A 25,934-nucleotide genomic window follows, 5' to 3' on the forward strand; every position below is an offset into this window, starting at 1 on the left:
GACGCCGTGATCGTCGGCGCGCTCGCCGTCGCCGCCGCGACCGTCGCCCGCGCGCTCCCGCTGCCGGGTCCCGCCTCGATCGTGGTCGCCCTCGCGGCCGGTGCGGGCGCCGGGATCCTGGCGGGCGGGCTCACCGACATCGGTGGCCAGGGCGCGCTGCTGGGCCTCGGGGCCGGGGTGTGCGCGCTGATCGGGCTGCGGGTGGCCAGCTACGACTACCCGTCGCGCTTCGTCCACATGACCGCCGGGGTCGCGCTGCCGCTCACGGTCGCCGTACCCGCGATCTACCTGCTGGGGCGGGCCCTGGCGTAACACGTCACACGTCACACCGACACCTGTCCGGGAACCGAACAGAGGGTCCCGGACGTCGACCAAATGCGGTACGTGCGGACACGCCGTACGGCCGCGATCCGAGATCGATCCGCGGGACCAGAGCGACAACGCTGCCATTAGGCTCACGGTCGTCATGGGGGCTGGTACCACCAGGGTGGGGGACACCGAGCAATGCGAGCACTGCGAATTCTGCTGATCGTCGTCGTGATCCTCGGCGGGCTGTTCGTGGCCGTCGACCGGGCCGCGGTGTACTTCGCCGAGAGCGAGGCGGCGAGCAAGATCAAGAGCAGCCAGGGTCTCACCGGCGAGCCCAGTGTCTCCATCAAGGGCTTCCCCTTCCTGACCCAGGTCGCCGGCTCCTCGCTGGACGAGATAGAGGTCAGTGTCGGCGGGATAACCGCCACCACCGAGGGCCGCGACGTCGAGGTCACCGAGGTGAAGGCCACGCTGCGGGACGTCGAGGTGAACAGCAGCTTCTCGTCGGCGGTCGCGCGCAGCGCGGACGGCTCGGCGCTGATCTCGTACGCGGATCTCACCAAGTCCGCGCCGAAGGGCGCGACGGTCGGCTACGCGGGTCCCGAGCGGGCGGCCAAGGGCCAGGTCAAGGTGTCGGGGCCGCTGAACGATCTGGTGGAGGGCGCGGGCATCGAGGTGCCGGACGCCTTCAAGGGGATGCTGACGGACGACTTCACGGCGTACAGCACCGTCTCGCTGGAGGCGGGCGACAAGGTCCGGCTGCGCGCCGAGGACCTGCCGGAGCTGCCGGTGCCGGGTGTCCAGGACAAGCTGAAAGAGGTCGTGGACTACGACCTGACGATCGACGGGATGCCGTCGACCATCAAGCTCGACAAGGTGACGGCGACGGAGGACGGTCTGCGGTTCTCGGGCACGGGCACGGACGTCGACCTGGCGAGCTGACGGGCCCAAGGGGACGGCGGGGGCGTGGGCGTCTCCGTATGGTGAGACGCGGATGTCCATCCCGTAGATGGAACGGGCGTCCGGGCGGCGCCGCGGCCGTCTCCTGACGGCGCCGAGCGCGGATCCGTCCCGCATTTCGGACGATCCCGTCTCGCCATTCGACACACCGGTGACATCGCACCGTATACGTCCCTACGATCGGACGCATGCAGTGCTTCATCAGCGGTCTCCAGCAGCGGGGACAGGCGAACCTCACGAAGCGGCGGGCAGTCGACCTGTGCCGCGTCGCCGCCATGCTCTGTCGCACCGCCTGAGCGGGATACGTCCTTCCCGCCACCTCTCCCCGGCCCTTCGAACGCATCAGGGCCACCCCGTGCCGTACGCAGCCCGCCGCGCCTCCGTGCCCGGAAGGCGCCGCCGCCCGCACCACCCGCCGCACACTGCCCCGGAGGAGAACACATGAGCCGCAGCGACGTCCTGGTAGACGCCGACTGGGTCGAGGCCCACATCGACGACCCGAAGGTCGTCATCGTCGAGGTCGACGAGGACACCTCGGCGTACGAGAAGAACCACATCCGTAACGCCGTACGCATCGACTGGAAGCAGGACCTCCAGGACCCGGTGCGCCGCGACTTCGTCGACCAGGAGGGCTTCGAGAAGCTCCTGTCCGCGAAGGGCATCGGCAACGACGACCTCGTGATCCTCTACGGCGGCAACAACAACTGGTTCGCCTCGTACGCGTACTGGTACTTCAAGCTCTACGGCCACGAGGGCGTCAAGCTCCTCGACGGTGGCCGCAAGAAGTGGGAGCTGGACTCGCGCGACCTGGTCGACGCGGTGCCGGAGCGCGCGGCCACGCAGTACAAGGCCAAGGCCCAGGACACGTCCATCCGCGCCTTCCGTGACGACGTCGTCGCCGCGATCGGCAGCCTGAACCTGGTCGACGTGCGCTCGCCCGACGAGTTCAGCGGCAAGCTGCTCGCCCCGGCGCACCTCCCGCAGGAGCAGTCGCAGCGCCCCGGCCACGTGCCGAGCGCGCGCAACATCCCGTGGTCGAAGAACGCCAACGACGACGGCACGTTCAAGTCGGACGACGAGCTCAAGGCCCTCTACGAGGAGGAGCAGGTCGACCTGGCGAAGGACACCATCGCCTACTGCCGCATCGGTGAGCGCTCGGCGCTCACCTGGTTCGTGCTGCACGAGCTGCTCGGCCAGGAGAACGTCAAGAACTACGACGGCTCGTGGACCGAGTACGGCTCCCTCGTCGGCGTGCCGATCGAGCTCGGCCCCGCCAAGTAACCCGACCGCCCGACCCGGAGGACAGATCCCATATGTGTGGAGCGAAGGCCGGCGGCCCGGACGCCTCGACGATCAAGCCCGGTGAGACCACCATCCAGGGTTCCGTGACCCGCGACGGCGAGCCCGTCACCGGTTACGTACGCCTGCTGGACTCGACCGGAGAATTCACCGCGGAGGTCCCGACCTCGGCGACCGGACAGTTCCGCTTCTACGCGGCCGAGGGCACGTGGACCGTACGCGCGCTGGTGCCGGGCGGCACGGCGGACCGTACGGTCGTCGCGCAGACCGGTGGTCTGGCCGAGGTGGCCATCGCGGTCTGAGCCGGGCGGCCGGCGGTGTCGGTGTAGGACATGATCGGCCGGAGGGCCGCACCCCAGGGGGTTGGACGCTTCCTGACACGGGGTGCGGCCCTTCGTGCCGTCGGTAAGCTCGATGTATGTATACGCGACGCCGTCGCCGCTACTTCGTGCTGATGGGCGGGTGCATCGCCCTGTTCGTCTCCGCGTGGGCGTTCGTGCGCCTGTGGTCGGTGCCGGTGGCGATCGGCATGTGCGTGGTCGCGATGGTCATCCCGCCGATCGCGGCGATGACGGCGAATACGCGGGGCCCGGACGACCGCTGGTGGGACGACCCGTCGGGCGACCCGAAGTCGGACGAGTGGTGGGACGAACTGGACGGCAAGAAGAAGCCCCCGAACCCGCCGCCACCGTCCCCGAGGCCGCGTAAGCCTCCGAAGCCGCCCAAGCCTCCGAAATGACGCCGGGGGCAGCATGCTCGAACCGTGAGCCGCTACGGTGAAGGCATGACCGCACTGCCGGACTGGATGCGCCCGCCGCGTGCGGAAGGCTGGTTCGCGGAGGACCTGGACCGCCTCCCCGAGGCGCCCCGCCACACCGAGCTGATCGACGGAGCGCTCGTATTCATGATGTCGCCACAGAGGTGGTGGCACGGCCACCTCGTCACCATGCTCACCGTCGCTCTCATGGAGCAGGCACCGGCCGACGTCAGAGTCGGTCGCGAGATGACCATCAAGCTTGACCAGCGCAATCGGCCCGAGCCGGATCTGCTCGTCACGACGGCCGACTACGACGGCGACCGCACCTGGTTCGCACCGGACGAGGTACGGCTCGCGGTCGAGGTGGTCTCTCCCGAGTCGGCCCACCGCGATCGCACGGTGAAGCTCCGCAAGTACGCGGAGGCCGGCATCCCGCACTTCTGGCGCATCGAGGAAGAGAACGGAGCGCCCGTCGTGCACGTCTACGAACTCGACGAGCCGACCGCCTCATACGTACCTGTCGGCATCTTCCGGGGCTCGCTCCACCGGCCGCTGCCCTTCGAGATCAACCTCGACCTGGACAAGCTCGCTCCGTCCGGCTAGGTCGTTCCGGCACGCCTCACCGGCAGACCGTCAGTACACGAGCGCCTGTGCGTCGTCCGACATCGCCTCGCTCACGAAGACCTGCGCGCCCGCGATGCGTACGCCCTCCAGAACGTCCTTCTCCTCGATGTTCCGGCGCGCCGCGCACTGCGTGCAGAGGGTGATACGGCCCGACGACTGGATCGACTCGATCAGGTCGGGCAGCGGGGCGGCGTGCGGGAGTTCGAAGGTGGCCGCCCGGCCCGGGAGGGCGAACCACGCCGACTCGCCGGTCAGCCAGAGGGAGACCTCCACCCCGCTCGCCACGGCGACCGCCGCCACGGTGAAGGCCTGCGAGCAGCGCTCTGGGGCGTCGGCGCCGGCGGTTACCTTGATCACGAGCTTCTTGGCCATGTTCCGAACTGTAATGCGCGCCTGTACAACCCCGTTGGCGCCCGACTGGTCTGTTGGATGCGCGGGATACGGAACCCGCGCCTCAGTCCTGTGGGGGGACCTCTTGGAATCGCCTGAAAGACCACGCCCGCCCCGGGGGCGGCGCACCACGGCTCTGATCGCGGGGGCGGCCGTCCTCGGCGTACTCGCCGGAGCCGTCACCGGGTACGCGGTGCAGTACCAGCGCGAGCCCACGCCGCTGCCGCCGCTGGCGCAGGCCGAGTTGCGGGCGCCGAAGCCCGTACCGGCCGACGGGAAGACCACCGCGCGCTCGCTGTCGGCGAACCGGTGGGACACGAGCGACGGTGATCTGCGCGACGTGCTGGTGAGGAAGCCCGCGGGCGCGCGGACCGAGAAGAAGACCGGCTGGCTCGATCTGCCGGACTACGCGGCCGAGTTCGAGCGGCCCGACGACATCTTCGAGGACCTGGCGGAGAGCCAGTTCCGGCGTGCCGCGAGCGTCCGCTGGTCCGAGGGAGGCGCGATCTACGTGACCGTCACCCTCATCCAGTTCCGTGACGAGGAGAGCCTGGAGGCCTTCGCGTTCGCGGGCAACCAGCAGCGGTACATGGGTGACGACGACTGGGCGGGCAACAAGGGCTCGGCCATCCCGGGCAGCAAGCGCGGCCGGACGTGGGTGTTCGACGAGCCGGACCGGGAGCCGGGCTACGAGCCGTACTACCAGGCGCGCGCCGTCGCGTACCACGGCGACATCGTCATGGACATCCGTTACGACAACAACCGGGGCCCGGTCCCGAAGAAGGCCTTCGAGGCCCTCGCCAAGCGGCAGTTGGAGCTCCTGTGACCGACGACCAGCGGCCGGAGACCCCCGGCGACGACGTCATCGGGTCGGACCCGCCGCCCCGCCGCGTCCCCCGGCGCGTCGTCGCCGGTGTCTCGGCCGTACTCGCGCTCGCCGTCGCCGTCGGCGGCGGGATCTGGGCCGTCGGCAAGGTCGGCGACGCCGACCGTACCGCCCCCACCCGTGCCTGGCCCGCGCCGGACGAGGCGAGCGCCGAGGAGGAGAAGCCCCTCGTGCCCGCCGGCGTCGGCGCCAAGCTGCTCGCCGTGCCGGACGGCTATCAGCCGGGCCCCGACATCGGGTCGCTCGGCAACGACAACGTGCTGGACGCCACGCGCACCGACAGGCACGCCGGGGACGCCGTACGCGGTCTCAAGGCGGGCGAGCGGGACCGGCTGGCCAAGGCCCTGAAGAAGCTGACGTTCACGGGCGGTGCCCAGCGCAGCTACACCGCGCCGGACAGCCTGTTCGTCGTGGAGCTGCACCTCGCGCAGGTCGAGGAGGCCGGGGCCGACCGCGCGCTCTCCCGGTTCCGGTCGGACACCGGGAACATCCTCGGCGCTCTCCGCGAGGGCCCGCCGGTCAAGGCGAACGGCGACGCCGACTGCTATCTGCTGCCGGACGCCGAGGGCCGGAAGCTGGACGCCATGCTGTGCGGCGCGTACGCGCACGACGTGCTGATCACGGCGTACGCGTACGGCGCCGAGAAGCTGGACACGGAAGAGGTCGCCCGCGTGCTCGCCAGTCAGATCAACCATGTCGCGTCCCCGGAGGCGTCCGCATGAGCGACCGGACCACAGCCTCCGGTGGCGCCGGCTCCACCGCCACCGCCATCTCGCCCGTCGAAGAGGTCACCACCCCAGCGGTCCCGGACGGCCCGGCGCCCGTGCCGGAGCCCGCACCCCGCCGCCGCCCCGCCGCGCTGTTCGCCGCCCTGCGCTGGACCGCCGCCGCGGTCGTCTTCGGCGCGCTCGGCACGACCGTCGCGTACGCCGTGACCGACCGTGACCGCACCGACATCCCCACCCTGGCCACCCAGGGCGACGGCCGCTGGACGTACCCGCCGCTCGCCAGACCGGCCCTGCCCGTGGGGGCGCAGGCCCCGTTCACCGCCGGCAACCGGGGCCAGATCCACTACGCCGACCTGGAGCAGCTCCTGCTGCCCGCGCCCGAGGGAAGCCGCCCGGACCCGGCACTCGCCGCCGGGAAGGGCGGGAAGAGCCGGGTGCCGGTCAGCCGCTTCCTCCAGGAGTACGCCGAGGACACCCGTGGCTCCATGGCCGCCGACCTCCGCGACAACGGCCTGCGCCATATCGCGGCACGCGGCTGGACCATGACCGACGACGGCACCTCCACCCGTGTCTACCTGCTGCGATTCAACTCCAGCGCCTCCCAGCTGTTCTTCTTCGGCACCTACCTCAGGGGCACCAAGGACGCTCCGCAGAGGCTGAAGGACGTCGAGAAGCTGTCCTCCGCCCAGGACCACGGGTACGAGGCGGCCGGTGTCACCGGCACCGACACGTACTTCTACGACGAGATCGCGCCGCGCGGCCCCGTTCATGTCCGGCACGCCTACATCACCGCCGGTGACACCGTCGCGCTGGTCGTCCAGTCCCGTAAGGGCTCCTTGCCCGCCGTCCCGTTCGACCAGACGGTGATCCTCCAGAACCAGCTGCTCGGCTGAGGGGCGCGGAGAGCGGCCGGTTCCCACCCATTAGGCTGGGGACCGGCCCTTCACCGCCCCGACGCACGACGCACACCGAGGAGCACCCCGTGCTTGAGAACTTCTTCTCCGCCCTGCTCGCCCTGATCGCGGTGGCGATCGCGGCTTTCGCGGTGCTGGCCGTGAAGAAGCTGTACCAGGGCCAGAACTGATCGCGTCCGGATCCGTTCGCCTTCTTTCTCCTCCTCCCGCATCTCACCGCCTCTCTACAGATCGCCTGAGCCGCTCATGATCGAGATCCCGTCCGACCTCAACCCGGACCTTGTCCCGCTCGCCTTCCTCCTCGGTGACTGGGAGGGCGTGGGTGTCTTCGACTTCCCCGGCGAGGAGAAGGCCAACTTCGGCCAGGAAGTCTCCTTCAGCCACGACGGCCGGGACTTCATCGAGTACGCCTCGCACACCTGGGCCCTCGACGCCGAAGGCAACAAGCTCCGCCCCATCGAGTCCGAGTCCGGCTATTGGCGCATCGACAAGAACCGCAAGGTCGAGGTCGTCATGGTGCGTGACCAGGGCATCGTGGAGATCTGGTACGGGGAGCTGGCCGACCAGAAGCCGCAGATCGACCTCGTCACGGACGCGGTCGCGCGGACGGCTTCCGCCGACCCGTACAGCGGTGGCAAGCGGCTCTACGGCTACGTCAACAGCGACCTGATGTGGGTCGGCGAGAAGTCCACCCCCGAGGTGCCGCTGCGCGCGTACATGTCGGCGCACCTGAAGAAGATCGTCACCCCGGAGCAGGTCGCGGCCTGGGCGAAGGACCTCGGTGACCTGCCGGACGACGGCATCGCCTTCTTCAAGTAGGCGACCAGTAGGCGGCAAGTAGCCGACCGGAAGCGCCGCGCTGCCTACACTGGGTGTGTGGTGAGCACCGACTGGAAGAGTGACCTGAGGCAGCGCGGCTACCGCCTGACCCCGCAGCGCCAGCTTGTCCTCGAAGCCGTCGACACCCTGGAACACGCGACGCCGGACGACATCCTCGTCGAAGTACGCAGGACGGCGTCCGGCGTGAACATCTCCACCGTCTACCGGACGCTGGAGCTGCTGGAGGAGCTGGGCCTGGTCTCGCACGCGCATCTGGGCCACGGCGCGCCGACATACCACCTCGCGGACCGGCACCACCACATCCACCTGGTCTGCCGCGACTGTACGAATGTCATCGAGGCGGATGTCTCGGTCGCCAAGGACTTCACGGACAAGCTGCGGGACACGTTCGGCTTCACCACGGACATGAAGCACTTCGCGATCTTCGGCAGGTGCGAGCAGTGCACCTCCCGCGCGGCGGGCGGCGAATCGTAGAGCAGTCGTACGCTTGTCGTCATGCAGCGACAGTCAACGACCAGCCCGCTCCTCTCCCTGCCCGGTGCCGTGGCCGCCGAAGGTCAGGACGAAGGTGTCGCCGCCCACTACGGCGATCTGTTCCCCGAGCAACGGGCGCTCGCCGACGGCAAGGGCCTGGTGGACCTCTCGCACCGCGGCGTCGTCACCGTCACCGGTGACGACCGGCTCAGCTGGCTCCATCTGCTGCTCACCCAGCACGTCAGCGCGCTCCCCGTCGGGCAGGCCACCGAGGCGCTGATCCTCTCCGCGAACGGCCACATCGAGCACGCGCTGTCCCTCGTGGACGACGGCGAGACGGTGTGGGCGCATGTCGAGCCGGGCACGCAGGAGGCGCTGATCGCCTACCTGGAGTCGATGAAGTTCTTCTACCGGGTGGACGTCGCCGACCGTACGGACGACTTCGCCGTCGTCCACGTCCCTGCCGGGTCCATCGCCGAGGCGCCGGAGGGTGCCGTCGTACGGGAGACGCCGTACGGCCGCGACATCTTCCTGCCGCGCGCCGACCTGGAGGCGTACGCCCGCGAGAACGGCCCGCCGGCCGGGATCCTCGCGTACGAGGCGCTGCGCGTGGAGGGCCACCGCCCCCGGCTGGGCTTCGAGACCGACCACCGGACCATTCCGCACGAGCTGGGCCTGATCGGCAGCGCCGTCCATCTGGAGAAGGGCTGCTACCGGGGCCAGGAGACGGTGGCGCGCGTGCAGAATCTCGGGAAGCCGCCGCGCCGGCTGGTCTTCCTGCACCTGGACGGCAGCGAGGTGGTGCTGCCGGGGCACGGTACGCCCGTACGTCTGGCGGCCGACGGCGACGAGGGCCGCCAGCTCGGCTTCATCACGACGTCGGCCCGCCATCACGAGCTGGGACCGATCGCGCTGGCCCTGGTCAAGCGCAACGTGCCGCTGGACGCGCCGCTGATGGTGGGGAACACGGCGGCGGCGCAGGAAGTGGTCGTGGAGGCCTGAGCCACGAGCCATCAGGCTCTGTGACGTCACATCTCCAACTGCACCGTGAACGGGCCGTGGTTCGTGAGCGAGACGCGCATGTCCGCTCCGAACCGGCCCGTCTCCACGGTCGCCCCCAGCTCCCGCAGCCGCGCCACGACCTCGTCGACCAGCGGTTCGGCCACCGCCCCCGGCGCCGCGGCGTTCCAGGTCGGGCGGCGGCCCTTGCGGGCGTCCCCGTAGAGAGTGAACTGCGAAATCACCAACAACGGGGCGTTCGTGTCGGAGCAGGACTTCTCGTCCGCCAGGATCCGCAGGGACCAGAGTTTGCGGGCCAGTTGGGCCGCCTTCTCCTCGGTGTCCTCGTGGGTGACTCCCACCAGCACACACAGCCCCTCGCCCACGATCTCGCCGACCGTCTCGGTCCCCGACTCCGTCACCACGGCGACGCTCGCGCCGTCGACTCTCTGCACCACAGCTCGCATACGGACCAACCTATCCAGGGCCCGTCCGGCAACCGACCTACGCCCATCCAGGGCCGAACGGGTGCAGATCGCCTGCAAGTGCACGTGCAGGAGTGGCACGATGCACGCAGGCGGAGCGAGGGGAAGTAAGCGCGCATGAGCACATCTGGTGCCGGGCAGTCGCCCGGTCCTGTACCGATCATCGGCAGTACGGCGTCCGGCAGGGGTGCCGGTGCCGGTGCGGCGACGGTCCGGCCCCCCGCGCAGCGGGCACCGGGCGGTGAGCACGCCCTGCGGCTGCCCGAGCTGCGCGCCCTGCGGCGGGACGCGACGCGCGACGAGGCCGACCTGAGCTATCTGCGCCGGCTGCTGCAGGGCCGTATCGACATCCTGCGGGCCGAGCTGGCACGCCGGGCGGCGCCCGAGACGCCCGTCGTGGACCGGCTGTCGGAGATCCTGGCGGACACCCCGTCCCTTCATCGGTCCTCGGCCCGGCATGTGACTCTTTCCACACCGCGGAGCGAGGAGTTCCGGCTGCTGGCCGCCGAGGCGCTCGCCGAGGTGGAGCTGTCGGACCTGGAAGCCCGTACGGATGCGGAGTTGCACGCCGCGATGGGCCGTCTGGTCAGCCATGAGCAGCAGGTTTCGCAGCGCAGGCACCTGCTCCAGCGGACGGCGGACGAGTGCAGCGCGGAGATCGCCCGCAGGTACCGTGAGGGCGAAGCCCAAGTAGACGACCTGCTTACCTGATGCCGTGACTGCCTTCCGGAGCGGTCCCCGCCCGGAAGGCCGATGATGACGACTCGCAGGACCACTGCCAGTGCCGGCGCCGGCGCCATGCCGCCGCCGCCCGCTCCCCTCCTCGCGGAGGTCGTGCGATCGGGCTTCGTGGAGGGCGGGCACCGTGGCTCGCTGGTACTGCTCGCGGCCGACGGCAGCGTGGAGTTCGCGCTCGGCGACGTGTCCGCCCCGGTCTTCCCGCGCTCCAGCAACAAGCCCCTCCAGGCGGCGGCCGTGCTGCGCGCCGGGGCCGAACTGTCCGGTGAGCGGCTCGCGTTGGCCGCGGCCAGCCATTCCGGCGAGGACTTCCACCTCGATCTCGTACAGAAGATGCTGTCCGAGTCGGGGCTGACCGCCGACGATCTGCTGAACCCCGCCGATCTGCCGCTGGACCCGGTCGAGGCCGAGGCGTATCTGGCGGCGGGGCGGGTCAGGGACCGGGTCACCATGAACTGCTCGGGCAAGCACGCGGCGATGCTGGCGGCCTGCGTACGCAACGACTGGCCGCTCGCCACGTATCTGGAGCCGTCCCATCCGCTCCAGCGGCTCGTCGCCGATGTGGTCGAGGAGGCGTCGGGGGAGCGGGTCGCGGCGGTCGGTACGGACGGCTGCGGTGCCCCGCTGATGGCGATCAGCCTGGGCGGCCTCGCCCGCGCCTTCCGCCACTTCGTACTCGCCGAACCGGGCTCGGCCGAGCGCCGGGTCGCGGACGCCATGCGCGCCCACCCGCGCTATGTCGCCGGTACGCGCAGGCACGACACCTGGCTGATGCGCGAGGTGCCGGGCGCGCTGTCGAAGATGGGCGCGGAGGCCGTGCAGGCGGTGGCGCTGGCGGACGGCCGGGCGCTGGCGTTCAAGGTGGCCGACGGCGGCCAGCGGGCGCTGGGGCCGGTGCTGGCGCGGGCGTTGGAGCTGCTGGGGGTCGAGGGACCGGTGGTGACCCGGATCGGTCGCGCGCCGCTGCTGGGCGGCGAGGCGGAGGTCGGCGAGGTACGCGCGGTGTTCTGACCGCGCGGCCCGGACGACCTGGCCCGGACGACTCGGCCCGGACGACTCGGCCCGGCCGGCGGAAATCGGGGGGACATCCCGGCCCGTCTGTGTTTAGCGTACGGAGCATGGCCATCGACGTCCGAGTGATCAGCGATTCCGAATTCCCCGACTGGCTCCGCGCCCTGAACACCGGCTTCCTCAGGTCGCCCTCGGTGAGCGAGGAGGATCTCGCGGACCGCCGGGCGTACATGGGCCCGACCCGGATGCGGGGCGCGTTCGACGAGGGCCGCTGCGTGGCGACGTACCGCACCTTCCCGCAGGAACTGACCGCCGTCGGCGGCGCCCGGCTGCCGGCCGGTGCGATCTCCAACGTCACGGTCTCGGCCACGCACCGCCGCCGGGGGCTGCTCAGCCGCATGATCGACGACGACCTGGCGGAGTCGAAGGAGCGCGGCGACGTCGTGTCCACGCTGATCGCCGCGGAGTATCCGATCTACGGGCGGTACGGCTTCGGCCCCGCCGCCTGGTTCACCGACTGGTCGATCGACGTGCCGCGCGCCGGCCTGGACCGGCGCAGGTCCGGACAGCCGGACGACGGCGGGCGGATCGATCTGGTCGACGGCGCGGAGGTGCGGAAGCTGGGCCCGGAACTCCACGACCGGCTGCGGGCGGTGGCCCACGGCGTCGTCAGCCGCAACGAGCGCTGGTGGCGGGTCCTCACGGGCACGGCACCCTCGCACGGCGCACCGTGGCGGGAACCGTTCCACGCGGTCTACCGCGCCGCGTCGGGCGAGGTCGAGGGGCTGCTGACGTACCAGGTGGACGAGGCGTGGGGCGATGCCAAGCAGCCGCTGAACACGGCGACGGTGCTCGACGCGATTGCCGTGACGACGGCGGCGGAGCGGGCGCTGTGGGGCTACGTCTGCTCGGTCGACTGGATCACCACGGTCCGCACGGGCCGCCGGGCCCCCGACGACCTGCTGCCGTTCTTCCTGCCGGACCCGCGCGCGGCGCGCATCGTCACGCAGGCGGACTTCCTGTGGGTGCGGATCCTGGACACCGTACGCGCGCTGGAGTCCCGTACGTACGCGGCCTCCGGCACCCTGGTCCTGGACGTCCACGACCGGGCGTCCCTGGCCTCGGGCCGCTACCGCCTGGACACCGCCCCGTCCGGCACGACGTGCGTGCCGACCTCCGCGTCGCCCGATCTGACGCTGGACGTAAGGGAGTTGGGGGCGCTGTACCTGGGTGACGAGTCGGCGGTGCGGCTGGCGGCGCTGGGCACGCTGACGGAGGCCACACCGGGCGCGGCGGCCCGCACGGACACGCTGTTCCGCACGTCCCGGCGGCCGTGGTGCCCGGACATGTTCTGACGAAGGCGAACCAACTCCCCAGCGCCTGACAGGAGATGGTCCCGGGCTGTAGCGTTTTTGTGTGAGCCCTGAGCGCGGTGAACTCGACGGCACGCGGCAGCCGACGCCGGAGGACGTGGCGAAGGCTCTGCGCGGCCGGATCGACTCCGGTGACCTCGCGGTGGGCGACGCCATGCCGAGACAGGCCGTCCTGGCCGAGGAGTTCGGGGTGATGCGCAGTGTGGTCCGGCAGGCCCTGAAGCTCCTCCAGCAGGAGGGCCTGCTCACCGAGGTCACCCGGGGCGCCCCGGCCCGCGTCGCCGACCGCTCCGCCCGTACGGAGGCGGCGGACGGCACCCCACGAGCGACGATGGCGGCGCTCGGCCCCCGGATCACCGCGGCCTTCGGCGCGACCGACGTCCGGATAGACGCCCTCTGCCTGACGGCGGAGTCGCTGAACGTGGCCCTCGGCGAGCAGGGCAGACTGGTCCACACCCGCGAGTCCATCCCGGCCACGGTCACGGTGCGGGTGCTGATGCCCAACCGGAGCATCGATCTCGCCTTCCCCCGGATGGTCGACAGCCCGGACGAGCCCGACCCCGTCCACCACCGCTGGCTCAAGATGCGCAACGCGCACGGCACGGTCCTCAGCCACCATCTGCGGGAACTGGGCGCGGCGCACGGCATCGACGTGGACGTGCAGTTCAAGGCCCTGCCCTTCACCCCGCCGGTGAAGCTGTACCTCCTCAACGGCGCGGAGGCACTGTTCGCGTACTACCGCGTCACGAAGCGCGAGGAGCAGATCAACCGGCAGCCGGTGACAATGTACGACGCGCTGGGCGGCCAGTCGCCGCTCTTCTCCTTCGGCGCCGACGCGTCCGGCGGCCCCGGCCAGGCGCACCGGGACCACGCGTTCGTGATGCAGTCGCAGGCGTGGTTCGACGCGCTGTGGACGACGATCGCGACGGACCTCAAACTGGACTGACGTCCTGTTGCCGGACCGATGCCCTTCTCGTCAGCCCATGCCCGGCTGCATGGCCAGCAGGGCCAGGACGATCGAGCCGGTCCCGGCGCAAGCGGCGTTCTTGATCTTCAATCCGACGACCAGCAGAAGCAACGCGAGTGCTCCGACCGTGCCGTACTTCCACTGGACGAACTGCTCGAACGCGAAGCCGATCAGAGGCAACATGGCCCCTCCTTCAGGGATGGGATGTGCGGGCCCAGGCCCGCGCGACAGGCCGCGGCCCTTGCGGAGCCGCCGGATAGGGTGCCGCTGTGACCGAGATTGGTGATCGGCTCTCCGGAGCGCGGTGTGTGCTCTTCGACTTCGACGGCCCGGTGTGCCGCCTCTTCGCCGGCCGTCCGGCAGGAGACATCGCCGCTCAGCTCGTGGAGCGCATCCTGCGGGACATTCCGGCCGAGGAGCTGGGAGAGGACCTGCTGTCCACAAGGGACCCCTTCCGGGTCCTGAGGCTGTTCGCGAGCGGGAGGCCCGGCCACCCGCTCACGCGGGTGCTGCACTCCGTGTTCACCGGGGAGGAGGTGCGGGCTGCCCGTTCCGCCAAACCGACCCTGGGCGCGGGGCCGTTGATCCGTACCCTGGAGCGTCTCGGCCACCGTCTCGCGGTGACGACCAACAACTCGGCCGATGCCGCTCGTCTGTACCTCGCGCACAGGCATCTCCTCCCGTCCTTCGGCGCCACTCATATCCATGGACGCACGGAGAACTTGGACCTGCTCAAGCCCCACCCCGACTCCCTGCTGCGAGCGTTGGACGGGCTCGGCCTGCCGGCGTCGGCGGCGCTGATGATCGGCGACGGAGCCTCGGACGTGGCAGCGGCGAGCGCGGCGGGAGTGTCGTTCGTGGGGTACGCCCGCAATGAGCGGAAGTACCTCGAACTGCGCGGCGCGGGTGTGCCCGAGCCTCTGATCGCGCGGAGCCTCAATGTGGTGCGGCGTGAGGCTGCGGAGCTGGTGGACCGGTGAATCAGACATGATGTCCCCGATGCCGGAGTTTACTTGCCTGGTAACTGGACTGCTTGTCTGCAAGTAAGGCAGGAAACTTCTTCGATTGGCAGTCCAGATTGGCAAGTTGGCCGAAAACTATCCGAGGTGGCTGGTCTGGTTGTAGAGTGCAGAGATGCCTACCGACCGGCCAAGCGACCCACTGCCAGTACAGATCGCCAACAAGTTGAGGGCGCGGATCGAGGACGGGAAGCTCCCGCAGGGGGGAAAGCTGCCCTCGCAGCGTGCGCTCGCCGAAGACTTCAAGGTCTCCAGAGAAACGATCAAGGGCGCCTTGGACCGGCTTGAGAGCGAAGGGTTCATCAAGACGCGGCAGGGTGCCAGGTCCGAGGTCACCCGGGCTGCGGAGGTGTCCGCCCCGGGTGAGGAGGCGGACGAGATCTCCGTCGTCCGTAGCCGACAGATCCACACGGACGCGCGCAGCGATGACGCCGCCGCGCGCAGCCTCGAATCCGTCATCGAGCGGGCGTTCCTGGCGAAGGATGTGACGCTGGACGCCTTCTCCTTGACCACCGAGTCACTGGGCCGCTACCTCGGCAAGCAGCTGGACGCGGTGGGGCGGGGTGATCTGCGTCCCGACAGCATTCGGCTGCGCCTCATGCTCCCCTCCGGCGATTCCCCGCTCGCCTACCCGGCTGCGGTGGACCAGGGCGACAGCCGCCCCTTCGAGCGCTGGGATTCGAGTGCGAAGGGGCACTTGACGACGCTGAAGAACACGATCTCGATGGTGAGCGACAGTCACAGGTCCACCACCGACATTCGGTTGGAGATCAAACGTCTTCATTCGGTGACCCCGCAAGTCAAGATCTACATCCTGAACAACGAAACGCTGCTCCACGGTGTCTATGCGCTGGTGGAGCGCAACATGATCTTGGATGACGATTCCGTTGTTCCGGCACTCGACGTTCTCGGGTTGCAGAGCAATCTCTTCCATTACTCGGCAACTGACAGCAATACTCAGGGGCCTCTTCACTTCACCGAATACCAGGCCATGTTCGAGGGACTCTGGCGGCATGCACACGGCACCCTGAGCGTGTATCCGTCCGCCGATGGGTGACGCCGGGCGGTGACCTCGTCGGGGCCGGTGGCTGAACCCCCTCAGGCCGTACGGTTCCTGAACAGCCGGCCCGACAGGGCCATCGCCGTCAGCAGGATTCCCGTGCACCAGGCCAGTGCGATCCACGGGGCCGAGCCCACCGGGTCGTTCAGGAGCAGGCCGCGGAGGGATTCGATGACCGGGGTGACCGGCTGGTGGTGGGCGAAGCCGTGGATCCAGCCCGGCATCGTGTCGATCGGGGCGAACGTGCTGCTCGGGTAGGTCAGGAACATCATGAAGAACGAGAACGCCCCCGCCGCCTCCGGGGACTTGGTGACCAGGCCCACCGTCGCCGCCAGCCACGAGATCGCCACGATGAAGGCGAGCAGCAGGCCCGCCGCCGCGAGAGCGCCCGGGAGGGTCGGGGACGGGCGGAAGCCGATCAGCAGGGCCACGCCCAGGACCAGGACCGTCGAGACGGTGTTGCGGACGGTGCTGGAGGCGACATGGCCCGCGAGGATCGACGCGCCGCCGACGTCGAGTGAGCGCAGCCGGTCGATGATGCCGCCCTTCATGTCCTCGTTGACGCCCACCGCCGTGCCGGACGAGCCGAATCCGGCGCAGAGCAGCAGGACGCCGGGCACGACGTAGGCGACGTACGGCTCGCCCGTACCGGTGCTGATCGCCCCGCCGAAGAGATAGACGAAGATCAGCATCAGCATGATCGGCAGCATCAGCGAGGTGAAGATCGCGTCGACGTTGCGGGTGTTGAGCCGGACCGAACGGGCCGTCATGACAAGGGAGTTGTTCAGCGCCCTGCCGACCGGGGAGATGATCGCGGTGTCAGACACGGGCGGGCTCCTCGGTGGTCCGTCCCCGGCCGGTCAGGGCCAGGAACACGTCGTCCAGCGTCGCGCTGTGCACGGTGAAGCTCGCGACGTCCCGGCGCCGCGGGTCGATCTCGTCCAGCAGTGCCCGTACCCGCGCCGCCGTGCCGTCCGTCGGCAGGCCGAGCGTGAGCGTGTCGGGTGACAGCTGTACGGCGAGCGGCGCGAGGCGCTCGTAGGCCGCCGCGTCGGTGGCCACCAGGTCGAGACGGTGCCCGGAGACCCGGCTCTTGAGCTCGGTCGCGGTGCCTTCGGCGACCAGCCGGCCGCCGTCGAGCACGGCGATCCGGTCCGACAACTGGTCGGCCTCCTCCAGGTACTGGGTGGTGAGGAAGACCGTGGAGCCCCCGGCCGACAGACCGCGCACCACCTGCCACAGCTCCTGCCGGCTGCGCAGGTCGAGACCGGTCGTCGGCTCGTCCAGGAAGATGACCCGCGGCTCGCCGACCAGCCCGGCCGCCAGGTCGAGCCGGCGCCGCATGCCGCCCGAGTACGTGCCGGCGAGCCGCCGCCCGGCGGCCGTGAGGTCGAAGCGCTCCAGCAGCTCCGCGGCCCGGCGGCGCGCCGCCGGGCGGGACAGGCCGCCGAGGCGGGCCACCATGCGCAGGTTCTCCTCGCCGGTCTGCTTCTCGTCCACCGAGGCGAACTGGCCGGTGAGGCTGACGGCCCGGCGCACCTGGCGCCGCTGGGTCCGTACGTCGTAGCCCGCCACGGTGGCCGTGCCGCCGTCGGCGTCGGCGAGCGTGGCGAGGATGCGTACGGCGGTCGTCTTGCCCGCGCCGTTCGGGCCCAACAGGGCGAAGACCGTGCCGCGTTCGACGGACAGGTCGATGCCGTCGAGCACCTTCACCCGCTCGTCGCCGCGTCCGTAGGACTTCTCCAGGCCGGTGGCTCGGATCATGACCGCCCTCCCTTATGCGTAACCCTTACGCTTGATGTGTAAGGGTTACGCATTACTAGGATGGCGTCAAGCGAGGGCGGGGCAAGGCGGAGGCGGAGAAGTGGCAGAGGACAAGGCCGGCGGCGGTACGGGGCTGCCGCCCAGCATCGAAGCCGCCTGGGGGCTGCGCGAACGCCCCACCAAGGGCCGGAAGCCCGGCCTCAGCCTCCAGCGGATCGTCGACACGGCCGTCACCGTCGGCGCGACGGAGGGGCTGCCCGCCGTCTCGATGGGCCGCGTCGCCAAGAAGCTCGGCGTCTCGCCGATGTCGCTCTACCGGTACGTCGCCGCCAAGGACGAGCTGTACGTGCTGATGCAGGAGGCGATCATCGGCGTCCCGCCCGCGCCGCCCGCGCCGGGCACCGACTGGCGTACGGCGATGGCACAGTGGGCGTGGTCGATGCGCCGGGTCTGTTACGAGAACCTGTGGGCGCTGCGTATCCCCGTCTCCAGCCCGCCCGCCACGCCCCGGATGGTGGCCTGGTGGGAGTGGGGGCTGGTGGCGCTGGAGGGGACGCGGCTCGACTGGGGCGAGAAGCTGTCGGTGATCCTGATGGTCAACGGCTATGTGCGGCACGAGGCGACGCTGATGGCCGACCTGGCCGCCGCCGCGTCCGCGAGCGGCCGGCCGGCGGCGGACGTGCTCGCCGGATACGGGCGCACGATACAGAAGCTGGCCGACCCCGAGCGCTTCCCGTCCGTCGCGGAGATGCTGGCGGCCGGGGTGATGGACGTACCCGACGAACCGGAGGACCCCGACCACGAGTTCGCGTTCGGGCTCGCGCGCATGCTGGACGGGATCGACCTGCTGGTGCGGGAGCGGGGCGGCGACCGGGGCGTGGGTGCCACGCGCGAGGACACCGAGAACGTGGACGCCACGGACACGGGCCGCGCGAATAAGGGCGCGCGGGGCTGAGGACGCTCGCATAGGGTCGGGCGCGTGGATCTCTTTCTGACGGCGAACGGGCAGGTACGGGGCCGTCGGACCGCCTCCGATGTCGTCGCGGTGCTCGGTGTCCCGTACGCCGCGCCGCCGTTCGGCCCCGACCGTTTCAAGGCACCCCGGCCCGCGCCCGCGTGGCACGGCGTACGGGAGTGCGTCGCCTTCGGGCCGATCGCGCCGCAGTCCGCCGACCTGCCGGGCGCGCCGTCCTGGTCGCCCGGCGACGAGGACGTGCTGAGCCTGAACGTGTGGACGGGCGGGGCCGACGGTGCGCGGCCCGTGCTCGTCTGGATCCACGGCGGCGCGTACACCTTCGGCTCCTCCGCCCAGCCCGACTTCGACGGTACGGCGCTGGTCCGCGCCGGGCTGGTCGTGGTCACCCTCAACTACCGGCTCGGCTTCGAGGGCTTCGGCCAGGTGCCGGGCGGTGACCACCCGGCGAACCGGGGGCTGCTCGACCAGATCGCCGCCCTGGAGTGGGTCCGCGACAACATCGCGGCCTTCGGCGGCGACCCCGCCGACGTCACCGTCGCCGGTCAGTCGGCGGGCGCGACGTCCGTCGCCTGTCTGACGGTGATGGAGCGGGCGCGCGGGCTGTTCCACCGCGCCGTCGCCCACAGCCTCGTCGGCCCGGTCTACTCGCGCCAACTCGCCGCCGACACCGCACGCCTGGTGGCGGAGGCCGCCGGAGTCCCGGTCACGGCCGAGGGGCTGACGGCGTCGTCCCCGGACGACCTGGTCCGGGCGAGCGACCGGGTCGCCGCGCGTCTGCGCGACGACCCGGCGGCGGGGGCGCGCTACTACGACCCGGTGCTGTACGGCCCGGTCGCCGACGGGGACGTCCTGCCTGCCGACCCGCTCGACGCCGATCCGGCGGACCGTGCCGACGTCGATCTGCTGGTCTGTCATACGACGGAGGAGTACTGGCTGCTGGACGCCGTCGGCAGCAGCAAGAAGATCACCACGGACGGTGAACTGGCCGCCTTCGCCCGGGACTTCGGGCTGCCCGACGATCTCGTACCGGCGTACCGGGCGCTGCGGCCCCACGCGCCGGTCCTCGACCTGTACCTGGCGATCTTCGGCGACATGTCCTTCGCCGAGTACAGCAGCCGCTTCGCCGACCGGCACGCCGAGGCGGGCCGCAGCACGTATCTCGCCCGCTTCGCCAGGAAGCGGGTCACGGAAGGCGGAGTCGTACGCCCCTGGCACTGCGCCGACGTCCCCTTCGCCTTCGGCGTTCTCGACGTTCCCGAGATGGCGTTCCTCATCGGCGGCCCGCCGACGCCCGAGGACCACGACCTGTCGCGCCGCATGGTGCGGGCGTGGGCCGACTTCGCCGCGACGGGCGAGCCGGGCTGGGGGACGGACACCGTACGGATCTGGGGCGCGGCGGACGAGGGGAACGCGTACGACGGCTTCCGGGCCGCGTGGCGTACGGCGGACTACGCGGACATCCACCCCTGACGGGCGGCCTGACAGGATGGGCGCATGACCGAGATCCGCACGCCCCGCCTCCTCCTCCGCCGCTGGACCGACGACGACCTCGCCGCGATGGCCGAGATCAACTCGGACCCGCAGGTCATGCGCTGGATCGGCGACGGCTCGGTCCGCGACCTCGACGAGACGGCCGAGGATATCGAGCGCTGGGAAGAGGAGTGGGACGAGGAGGGCTTCGGGCTCTTCGCGATCGAACTGCTCGCCTCCGGGGAGATGATCGGCTTCGCCGGCCTCTCCGTACCGGAGTATCTGCCCGAGGTGCTGCCCGACATCGAGATCAGCTGGCGGCTCGGCGCCCAGTTCTGGGGCCAGGGTTACGCCTCCGAGGCGGCGCACGCGGTACTGGAGTTCGCCCTTCAGGACCGGGGTCTGGAGCGGGTGGTGGCCGTCAACCGGATGGGCAACGACGAGTCCGAGAACGTGCTGCGCAAGCTCGACATGGTCCTCGACCGTGAGACGAAGCACCCGGAGTACGGCTTCGCGCTGAACATCCACTCCATCGACCTCACCGAGTACGACGCCTGAGCACCACGTACGCCACCACGAACGCGGTCACCAGGAGCCCGGCGCCGACGCCGAAGGCCAGGTGGTAGCCGCCGGTCAGCGCCTCGGCCCGGCCCGCGCCGCCCGCCAGCAGACGCTCGCTGCGCGAGGCGGCCAGCGTCGACAGGACCGCCACGCCGACAGCCATCCCGATCTGCTGCGTGGTGTTGAACAGCCCCGACGCCAGCCCCGCGTCCTCCTCGCCCGCGTCGGACATCCCGAGTGACGTCAGGGCGGGGAGCGCGAGCCCGAATCCGGCGGACAGGAACATCAGGGGCAGCACGTCGGTCGCGTAGTGGGCGTCGACGGGTATCCGGGTGAGCAGTACGAGGAGGGTGACCAGCAGCAGAAGGCCGGTCAGCAGGACGTTCCGCTCGCCGAACCGGCCGATGAGCCGGGCGGACACGCCGAGCGACACGGCGCCGATGACGAGCGCGGCGGGGAGCATCGCGAGGCCGGTCTCGGCGGCGCTGTAGCCGAGCACCCGCTGGAGATGCAGCGCCAGGACGATCTGGAACGAGAACAGCGCGGCGACCATCAGCATCTGGACGACGTTCGCGCCGACGACACCGCGCGAACGGAAGATCCGCAGCGGCATGAGCGGGGTCGGGGCGGTCGCCTGGCGGGCGATGAACGCGCCGGTCAGTGCGGCGGCGAGGGCGCCGAGGCCCAGGGTGTGCGCCGAGACCCAGCCGTACTGCTCGACCTTGACGACGGTGTAGATCCCGAGCATCAGGCCGGCGGTGATGAGCAGCGCGCCGACGACATCGGCGCGGGCCGCGAGACCGCGGGCCGGGGCCGCGTCCGTGCCTGTGCCCGTGCCTCTGTCGCCGGGCAGGACGCGGACGGCGAGCGCGAGGGCGGCGAGGCCGATCGGCAGGTTGATGAAGAAGATCCAGTGCCAGCTCAGGGCGTCGGTGAGGAGCCCGCCCACCACCTGTCCGATGGACGCCCCGGCCGCGCCGGTGAAGCTGAAGACGGCGATGGCCCTGGCCCGTTCGCCGGGTTCGGTGAAGAGCGTGACGAGGATGCCGAGACTGACCGCCGCCGCCATCGCGCTGCCGACGCCTTGCAGGAAGCGGGCCGCGATCAGTACGGCGGGGGAGGTGGCGGCGCCCGCGAGGAGCGAGGCGGCGGTGAAGACGCCGGTGCCCGCGAGGAACACGCGCCTGCGCCCCAGCAGATCGCCGAGCCGGCCCGCGAGGAGCAGCAGGCTGCCGAAGGCGATGAGGTAGGCGTTGACGACCCAGCTCAGTCCGGCGGGGGAGAAGCCGAGGTCGTCCTGGATGGCGGGCATCGCGACGGTGACGATGGAGCCGTCGAGGACGATCATCAGCATGCCGGAGGCGAGGACGCCGAGGGCGAGGGCGCGGTTGACCGCTGTGTTTCTGACTGTGCCTGTGTCTGTGCCTGTGTCCGTGGCGGACGTGGACATGGCTGTCTCCTGTCTCGGGTCGGTTGATCGCTCCGATGGGCCGGCAGGTGCGACTGTAGTAGATAGTCCCGTTGTGGACTATCTCTTTCGGTCCATCTATTCTGGATAATCTGTCACGGACCGAATTGTTACGCTGGTGGGCATGACCGCCATGACGCCCACCCGCTCGGAGCCGGACCTCTCCTACCTCCTCGACCACACCAGCCACGTCCTGCGCACCCGTATGTCGGCCGCCCTCGCCGAGATCGGGCTCACCGCGCGTATGCACTGCGTCCTCGTGCACGCCCTGGAGGAGGAGCGCACCCAGATCCAGCTCGCCGAGATCGGCGACATGGACAAGACGACGATGGTCGTCACCGTGGACGCCCTGGAGAAGGCCGGGCTCGCCGAGCGCAAGCCGTCCAGCACGGACCGGCGCGCGCGGATCATCGCGGTCACCGACGAGGGCGCGCGGCTCGCCGTACGGAGCCAGGAGATCGTCGACGGCGTGCACCGGCGGGCGCTGGCGGGGTTCTCCGACGCGGACCGCGAGACCTTCCTGCGGTTGATGAACGGCCTGGCCGAAGGGGAGTTGGCGACGCCGTCCGAGACTCCGGGAACGGCGCGGCGGGCGCGTCAGCGCGAGAAGTGAGCCGCTGCGTACGCTTCATGCCCATGAGCGAGACGGTGGCGGCGACGGGCGGCGGGGGCAGCGCGGACGCTGCGGGCGGTGCGGGCGGGCTGCGCGAGCGCAAGAAGCGGCAGACGTACGAGCGGCTGTCCGAGACGGCGATCGCGCTCTTCCTGGAGAAGGGCTTCGAGAAGGTGTCGGTCGCCGAGATCGCCGCCGCCGCCGAGGTCTCGAAGCCGACGCTCTTCCGCTACTTCCCCGCCAAGGAGGATCTGGTCCTGCACCGGTTCGCCGACCACGAGGACGAGGCGGCGCGGGTGGTCGCGGGTGCGGGCGGGCGGTCGCCGCTGGCGGCGCTGCACCGGCACTTCGCGGACGGGCTCGCCCGCCGGGACCCGGTGACCGGCCTCAGCGACGATCCGCGGGTGCTTGCCTTCCACGGCCTGCTGTACGGGACTCCGTCGCTGGTCGCGCGGGCGTACGCCTACCAGGGCCGGTCCGAGGCCGCGCTGGCGGCGGCGCTGGTGGGCGTGCCGGCGGTCACCGCGCGGCTCGCGGCCGGGCAGATCGTCGCCGTGCAGCGCGTACTCGCCGAGGAGAACTGGCGGCGGATCGCGGCCGGTGAGAGCGCCGACGGGGTGTACCCGGACGCGGTGGTGGCGGCGGAGCTGGGGTTCGGGCAGTTGGAGGGCGGGATCGGGATCCGGTCGGCCAACTGATTCGCGGTAACAAATGTAACCCGGTTACGTTATTCTCGATGGAATGACGTCACTCGACCATGAGCCGAGCCATGCCCTCGGCGAAGAGCGGACCTACCACGACCTCTGCCGTACGGCCCTGAAGGGCATGATCGACGGCGCCGGGGAACGGGTCGCCACCGGCGCCGACGTCTCCGCCTCCGGGGCGGACGCGGAAGTCCTCGGCTACCAGTTCCGCAGCCACGCCAAGGAGCTGGCCGAGCTGCCACCAGGCCCGCTGTTCTTCGGACGCCTGGACTTCGGGCGCCTGGACTCCGATCCCGGCCCCGGCCGGAGCGGCGCGGAGCACGCCGGGCAGAGCTACCACATCGGCCGCATCCGGATCAGCGAACACCCCGCGTCCCCGCCCCTCGTCATCGACTGGCGCGCCCCGGTCTCGCGGGCCTTCTACCAGGCCCGGCCGGCCGACCCGCGCGGCGTCGCCGTCCGCCGCCGGTTCGGCTGGGCGCCGTGGAGCACGGGGCTGTCCGCGGACCTGACGGGCCTGGAGGACGAAGTCCTCCAGCGGACAGGGCCCGCCGCCGCCGCGAACTCCGCCCCCGGCGCGATCCTCGCCGGTGAGATCGAGCGCCCCCGCGTCGGCCCGATGCGCGACATCGTCGCCACCATCCAGCCCGAGCAGGACGATCTCGTACGGGACGAACTCACCGTGTCCGTCTGCGTCCAGGGCGCCCCGGGCACCGGCAAGACCGCCGTCGGCCTGCACCGCGCCGCGTACCTCCTCTACACCCACCCCGACCGGATCAGACGCGGCGGGCTGCTCATCCTGGGGCCCAACCGCACGTTCCTCTCCTACATCGCCGAGGTGCTGCCCTCCCTCGGCGAGACGGGCGTCCGCCAGTCGACGGTCGAGGACGAGGTCGCGCGCCACCCGGTCCGGGCCGAGGACGACCCGGCCACCGCGCTCGTCAAACACGACGTGCGGATGGCGGCCGTGCTGCGCCGCGCGCTGTACGGGCGGGTGCGCGCACCCGCCAACTCCCTTGAGGTGCCCGACGGTTCGTACCGCTGGCGGGTGCCGGTCGCGGAGCTGGAGCGGATCGTCGCCGACGTACGGCAGGAGGCGCCGCCGTACGCGGTCGGCCGCGAGCGGGTCCGCACCCGCGCCGTGCGGCTGATCCAGCGGCAGGCCGAACGGCGCTCGGGCGTCACCGGCAACGCCTGGCTCCAGAAGATCTCGCGCGCCCGGCCGGTGTCCGCGTTCGTGGACGAGGTCTGGCCGAAGGTGACTCCGGAGGAGGTCGTGGCCGAGCTGCTGTCGGACCGGGCCGGGGCGGCGGACGCCACCGACGGCATCCTCGACGCGCGGGAGCGGCGCGCGCTGATGTGGGCCCGGCCCCGCTCCGCGCGTACGGCCCAGTGGTCGGCGGCCGATCTGCTGCTCCTGGACGAGGTGGCCGGGCTGCTCGAACGCCAGGACGGCTACGGCCACATCGTGGTGGACGAGGCCCAGGACCTCTCCCCGATGCAGTGCCGCGCCATCGCCCGCCGCGCGGGTTTCGGCTCGCTGACGGTGCTCGGCGACCTGGCGCAGGGCACCACCCCGTGGGCAGCGCGCAGCTGGCCCGAGCACCTGGCGCAATTGGGCGCGCCGGACGCGTCGATCGCTCGACTGACCGTCGGATTCCGGGTACCGGGCGCGATCGTCGCGCTGACGAACCGGCTGCTCGGCACGTTGGACGTGGATCTGCCGCCCGCCACGTCGCTGCGGGCGGACGGCGAACTGCGGATCGAGCGGGTGCCGGGGACGGGCGGGGGGATGGCGGCGGCCGTGGCCGGCGCGGTCCGCGCGGCGCTGCCGTACGAGGGGTCGATCGCCGTCATCGCCGCCGACACCGACATCGCCCGTCTGCGTGAGGCGCTGACCGGGGCGGGCCTGGCACCCGGGTTCCCCGGCGAACTGGGCGCCCGCGTCACGCTGTTGCCCGCCTCTCTCGCCAAGGGCCTCGAATACGACCACGTCGTGGCGGTCGAACCGGCCACGATCGCGGCATCGGAGGCCCGTGGCGCGTACCGGCTGTACGTGGTGCTGACGAGGGCGGTGTCCCGGCTGCACGTGCTGCACAGCGCGGAGTTGCCGTTCTAGGCGTCGGCCTGGGAGGTGGTGTCGTCGTCCGCCGGGGTCTCGTACGCGTACGGCAGCAACTCCCGTACCGGCACCGCCCGCAGGCCGTTCTCCGTGTCCACCACGGCCTCGATGTGCGGGAAGTAGTCCAGCAGCACCTGCCGGCAGCGCCCGCAGGGCGACCGCACACCCCGCCCCTCGTTCCCCACGGCCACGATGGTGACGAGGTCGTACGCGCCGACGGCCGCCGCCGCGCCGATCGTCACCAGCTCGGCACAGGGGCCGCCGGTGAAGTGGTACACGTTCAGCCCGGTGATGATCCGCCCGTCCCGGTCGCGGGCGGCGCACGCCATGGTGTGGTCGTCGTTCCTGGCGTGGGCCTCGGCGAGGCGGGTGGCCGCGTCGATCAGTTCATGATCGAGGCCGGGGCCGAGGTCTGCTGTCATG

At 71.0% G+C, this 25,934-nt stretch carries 31 protein-coding genes and 1 pseudogene; 25 read left to right on the plus strand and 7 right to left on the minus strand.

Annotation, left to right across the window (positions count from 1 at the left end; all coding sequences use genetic code 11):
- The 7 genes and pseudogenes from BHU15_RS03295 to BHU15_RS03320 form a co-directional block, all read left to right on the plus strand.
- A pseudogene (locus tag BHU15_RS03295) lies at positions 1-312 on the plus strand (hypothetical protein); the annotation flags it as partial.
- A gap of 192 nt (positions 313-504) precedes the next feature.
- A complete protein-coding gene (locus BHU15_RS03300; RefSeq protein ID WP_171908304.1) occupies positions 505-1,251 on the plus strand; it encodes an LmeA family phospholipid-binding protein in 747 nt (248 codons plus the stop codon).
- A gap of 206 nt (positions 1,252-1,457) precedes the next feature.
- On the plus strand, positions 1,458-1,565 hold the full coding sequence (locus tag BHU15_RS42080; RefSeq protein ID WP_023540667.1) for a putative leader peptide: 108 nt from the start codon (positions 1,458-1,460) through the stop codon (positions 1,563-1,565).
- A 145-nt stretch (positions 1,566-1,710) separates the two neighbouring features.
- Positions 1,711-2,550 carry a sulfurtransferase gene (locus tag BHU15_RS03305; protein ID WP_023540668.1) on the plus strand — a complete coding sequence of 280 codons (840 nt, stop codon included), beginning with the start codon at positions 1,711-1,713 and terminating at the stop codon, positions 2,548-2,550.
- A gap of 32 nt (positions 2,551-2,582) precedes the next feature.
- Positions 2,583-2,870: a DUF1416 domain-containing protein gene (locus tag BHU15_RS03310; protein ID WP_018101653.1), complete on the plus strand. Its 288-nt coding sequence runs from the start codon at positions 2,583-2,585 to the stop codon at positions 2,868-2,870.
- A gap of 116 nt (positions 2,871-2,986) precedes the next feature.
- A complete protein-coding gene (locus tag BHU15_RS03315; RefSeq protein WP_051433695.1) occupies positions 2,987-3,307 on the plus strand; it encodes a DUF3099 domain-containing protein in 321 nt (106 codons plus the stop codon).
- Between the two features lie 45 nt (positions 3,308-3,352).
- Positions 3,353-3,928, plus strand: coding sequence for a Uma2 family endonuclease (locus BHU15_RS03320; RefSeq protein WP_069625775.1), 576 nt, complete (start codon positions 3,353-3,355; stop codon positions 3,926-3,928).
- A 30-nt stretch (positions 3,929-3,958) separates the two neighbouring features.
- Here BHU15_RS03320 and BHU15_RS03325 read toward each other — a convergent pair whose 3' ends face one another.
- Positions 3,959-4,321 carry a DsrE family protein gene (locus BHU15_RS03325; protein ID WP_069625776.1) on the minus strand — a complete coding sequence of 121 codons (363 nt, stop codon included), beginning with the start codon at positions 4,319-4,321 and terminating at the stop codon, positions 3,959-3,961.
- A gap of 103 nt (positions 4,322-4,424) precedes the next feature.
- Between BHU15_RS03325 and BHU15_RS03330 the strand changes: the two genes are divergently transcribed.
- From BHU15_RS03330 to ygfZ, 6 genes are all read left to right on the plus strand, one after another.
- A complete protein-coding gene (locus BHU15_RS03330; RefSeq protein WP_069625777.1) occupies positions 4,425-5,165 on the plus strand; it encodes a hypothetical protein in 741 nt (246 codons plus the stop codon).
- Entirely contained in the window at positions 5,162-5,947 is a 786-nt protein-coding gene (locus BHU15_RS03335; RefSeq protein ID WP_069625778.1) for a hypothetical protein, read from the plus strand. The genes BHU15_RS03330 and BHU15_RS03335 overlap by 4 nt, the downstream gene beginning before the upstream one ends.
- Positions 5,944-6,846 carry a hypothetical protein gene (locus tag BHU15_RS03340; protein ID WP_247748525.1) on the plus strand — a complete coding sequence of 301 codons (903 nt, stop codon included), beginning with the start codon at positions 5,944-5,946 and terminating at the stop codon, positions 6,844-6,846. The genes BHU15_RS03335 and BHU15_RS03340 overlap by 4 nt, the downstream gene beginning before the upstream one ends.
- 267 nt (positions 6,847-7,113) lie before the next feature.
- Complete coding sequence (locus BHU15_RS03345; protein ID WP_023540676.1) at positions 7,114-7,686, plus strand: heme-binding beta-barrel domain-containing protein; 573 nt, start codon at positions 7,114-7,116, stop codon at positions 7,684-7,686.
- A gap of 57 nt (positions 7,687-7,743) precedes the next feature.
- Positions 7,744-8,181 (plus strand): Fur family transcriptional regulator, encoded by a 438-nt coding sequence (locus BHU15_RS03350; protein WP_069625779.1) that lies wholly within the window; start codon positions 7,744-7,746, stop codon positions 8,179-8,181.
- A gap of 21 nt (positions 8,182-8,202) precedes the next feature.
- The gene (gene ygfZ, locus BHU15_RS03355; protein WP_069625780.1) at positions 8,203-9,183 is read left to right on the plus strand and encodes a CAF17-like 4Fe-4S cluster assembly/insertion protein YgfZ; all 981 of its coding nucleotides are present in this window, start codon (positions 8,203-8,205) and stop codon (positions 9,181-9,183) included.
- A 26-nt stretch (positions 9,184-9,209) separates the two neighbouring features.
- On the opposite strand, the gene dtd is transcribed toward ygfZ, so the two are convergent.
- Positions 9,210-9,647 (minus strand): D-aminoacyl-tRNA deacylase, encoded by a 438-nt coding sequence (dtd, locus tag BHU15_RS03360; RefSeq protein ID WP_031230923.1) that lies wholly within the window; start codon positions 9,645-9,647, stop codon positions 9,210-9,212.
- Positions 9,648-9,782: 135 nt separating this feature from the next.
- Between dtd and BHU15_RS03365 the strand changes: the two genes are divergently transcribed.
- The 4 genes from BHU15_RS03365 (at position 9,783) to BHU15_RS03380 (ending at position 13,733) form a co-directional block, all read left to right on the plus strand.
- Positions 9,783-10,376, plus strand: coding sequence for an RsiG family protein (locus BHU15_RS03365; protein ID WP_023540680.1), 594 nt, complete (start codon positions 9,783-9,785; stop codon positions 10,374-10,376).
- A gap of 45 nt (positions 10,377-10,421) precedes the next feature.
- Positions 10,422-11,414 carry an asparaginase gene (locus BHU15_RS03370; RefSeq protein ID WP_069625831.1) on the plus strand — a complete coding sequence of 331 codons (993 nt, stop codon included), beginning with the start codon at positions 10,422-10,424 and terminating at the stop codon, positions 11,412-11,414.
- 107 nt (positions 11,415-11,521) lie between these two features.
- Positions 11,522-12,769 carry a GNAT family N-acetyltransferase gene (locus BHU15_RS03375; RefSeq protein ID WP_069625781.1) on the plus strand — a complete coding sequence of 416 codons (1,248 nt, stop codon included), beginning with the start codon at positions 11,522-11,524 and terminating at the stop codon, positions 12,767-12,769.
- Between the two features lie 61 nt (positions 12,770-12,830).
- On the plus strand, positions 12,831-13,733 hold the full coding sequence (locus BHU15_RS03380) for a FadR/GntR family transcriptional regulator (protein ID WP_069625782.1): 903 nt from the start codon (positions 12,831-12,833) through the stop codon (positions 13,731-13,733).
- Between the two features lie 30 nt (positions 13,734-13,763).
- On the opposite strand, the gene BHU15_RS39970 is transcribed toward BHU15_RS03380, so the two are convergent.
- Positions 13,764-13,937 carry a hypothetical protein gene (locus tag BHU15_RS39970; protein WP_167756136.1) on the minus strand — a complete coding sequence of 58 codons (174 nt, stop codon included), beginning with the start codon at positions 13,935-13,937 and terminating at the stop codon, positions 13,764-13,766.
- Positions 13,938-14,023: 86 nt separating this feature from the next.
- Between BHU15_RS39970 and BHU15_RS03385 the strand changes: the two genes are divergently transcribed.
- Both BHU15_RS03385 and BHU15_RS03390 read left to right on the plus strand, forming a co-directional pair.
- Entirely contained in the window at positions 14,024-14,734 is a 711-nt protein-coding gene (locus BHU15_RS03385) for an HAD family hydrolase (protein WP_069625783.1), read from the plus strand.
- Positions 14,735-14,888: 154 nt separating this feature from the next.
- Positions 14,889-15,830, plus strand: coding sequence for a winged helix-turn-helix domain-containing protein (locus BHU15_RS03390; RefSeq protein ID WP_069625784.1), 942 nt, complete (start codon positions 14,889-14,891; stop codon positions 15,828-15,830).
- Between the two features lie 41 nt (positions 15,831-15,871).
- Here BHU15_RS03390 and BHU15_RS03395 read toward each other — a convergent pair whose 3' ends face one another.
- A complete protein-coding gene (locus BHU15_RS03395) occupies positions 15,872-16,603 on the minus strand; it encodes an ABC transporter permease (RefSeq protein WP_069625832.1) in 732 nt (243 codons plus the stop codon).
- A 49-nt stretch (positions 16,604-16,652) separates the two neighbouring features.
- Positions 16,653-17,597, minus strand: a complete 945-nt coding sequence (locus tag BHU15_RS03400; RefSeq protein WP_069625785.1) for an ATP-binding cassette domain-containing protein — start codon at positions 17,595-17,597, stop codon at positions 16,653-16,655.
- 100 nt (positions 17,598-17,697) lie between these two features.
- Here BHU15_RS03400 and BHU15_RS03405 point away from each other — a divergent pair, with 100 nt between their 5' ends.
- From BHU15_RS03405 to BHU15_RS03415, 3 genes are read left to right on the plus strand one after another with little or no spacing between them, the layout of a single operon-like run.
- Positions 17,698-18,552 carry a TetR/AcrR family transcriptional regulator gene (locus tag BHU15_RS03405; protein WP_069625786.1) on the plus strand — a complete coding sequence of 285 codons (855 nt, stop codon included), beginning with the start codon at positions 17,698-17,700 and terminating at the stop codon, positions 18,550-18,552.
- Positions 18,553-18,576: 24 nt separating this feature from the next.
- A complete protein-coding gene (locus BHU15_RS03410) occupies positions 18,577-20,043 on the plus strand; it encodes a carboxylesterase/lipase family protein (protein WP_069625787.1) in 1,467 nt (488 codons plus the stop codon).
- 24 nt (positions 20,044-20,067) lie between these two features.
- A complete protein-coding gene (locus BHU15_RS03415; RefSeq protein WP_023540692.1) occupies positions 20,068-20,601 on the plus strand; it encodes a GNAT family N-acetyltransferase in 534 nt (177 codons plus the stop codon).
- Here the strand turns inward: BHU15_RS03415 and BHU15_RS03420 are convergent.
- Entirely contained in the window at positions 20,582-22,054 is a 1,473-nt protein-coding gene (locus BHU15_RS03420; RefSeq protein WP_069625788.1) for an MFS transporter, read from the minus strand. The genes BHU15_RS03415 and BHU15_RS03420 overlap by 20 nt on opposite strands.
- A 142-nt stretch (positions 22,055-22,196) precedes the next feature.
- On the opposite strand from BHU15_RS03420, the gene BHU15_RS03425 reads away from it, so the two are divergent.
- Genes BHU15_RS03425 through BHU15_RS03435 form a run of 3 tightly spaced genes read left to right on the plus strand, consistent with a single transcriptional unit; the run spans position 22,197 to position 25,508 of the window.
- On the plus strand, positions 22,197-22,685 hold the full coding sequence (locus tag BHU15_RS03425; RefSeq protein ID WP_069625789.1) for a MarR family winged helix-turn-helix transcriptional regulator: 489 nt from the start codon (positions 22,197-22,199) through the stop codon (positions 22,683-22,685).
- 23 nt (positions 22,686-22,708) lie between these two features.
- A complete protein-coding gene (locus tag BHU15_RS03430) occupies positions 22,709-23,383 on the plus strand; it encodes a TetR/AcrR family transcriptional regulator (RefSeq protein WP_069625833.1) in 675 nt (224 codons plus the stop codon).
- Positions 23,384-23,426: 43 nt separating this feature from the next.
- Entirely contained in the window at positions 23,427-25,508 is a 2,082-nt protein-coding gene (locus tag BHU15_RS03435) for a HelD family protein (RefSeq protein ID WP_023540696.1), read from the plus strand.
- Here BHU15_RS03435 and BHU15_RS03440 read toward each other — a convergent pair.
- Complete coding sequence (locus BHU15_RS03440; protein ID WP_069625790.1) at positions 25,505-25,933, minus strand: cytidine deaminase family protein; 429 nt, start codon at positions 25,931-25,933, stop codon at positions 25,505-25,507. The two genes, BHU15_RS03435 and BHU15_RS03440, sit on opposite strands and share 4 nt — an antisense overlap.
- Position 25,934: the final 1 nt, after the last annotated feature.

The sequence above is a fragment of the Streptomyces niveus genome (assembly GCF_001723055.1).
GTDB classification, from domain to species: Bacteria; Actinomycetota; Actinomycetes; order Streptomycetales; family Streptomycetaceae; genus Streptomyces; species Streptomyces niveus.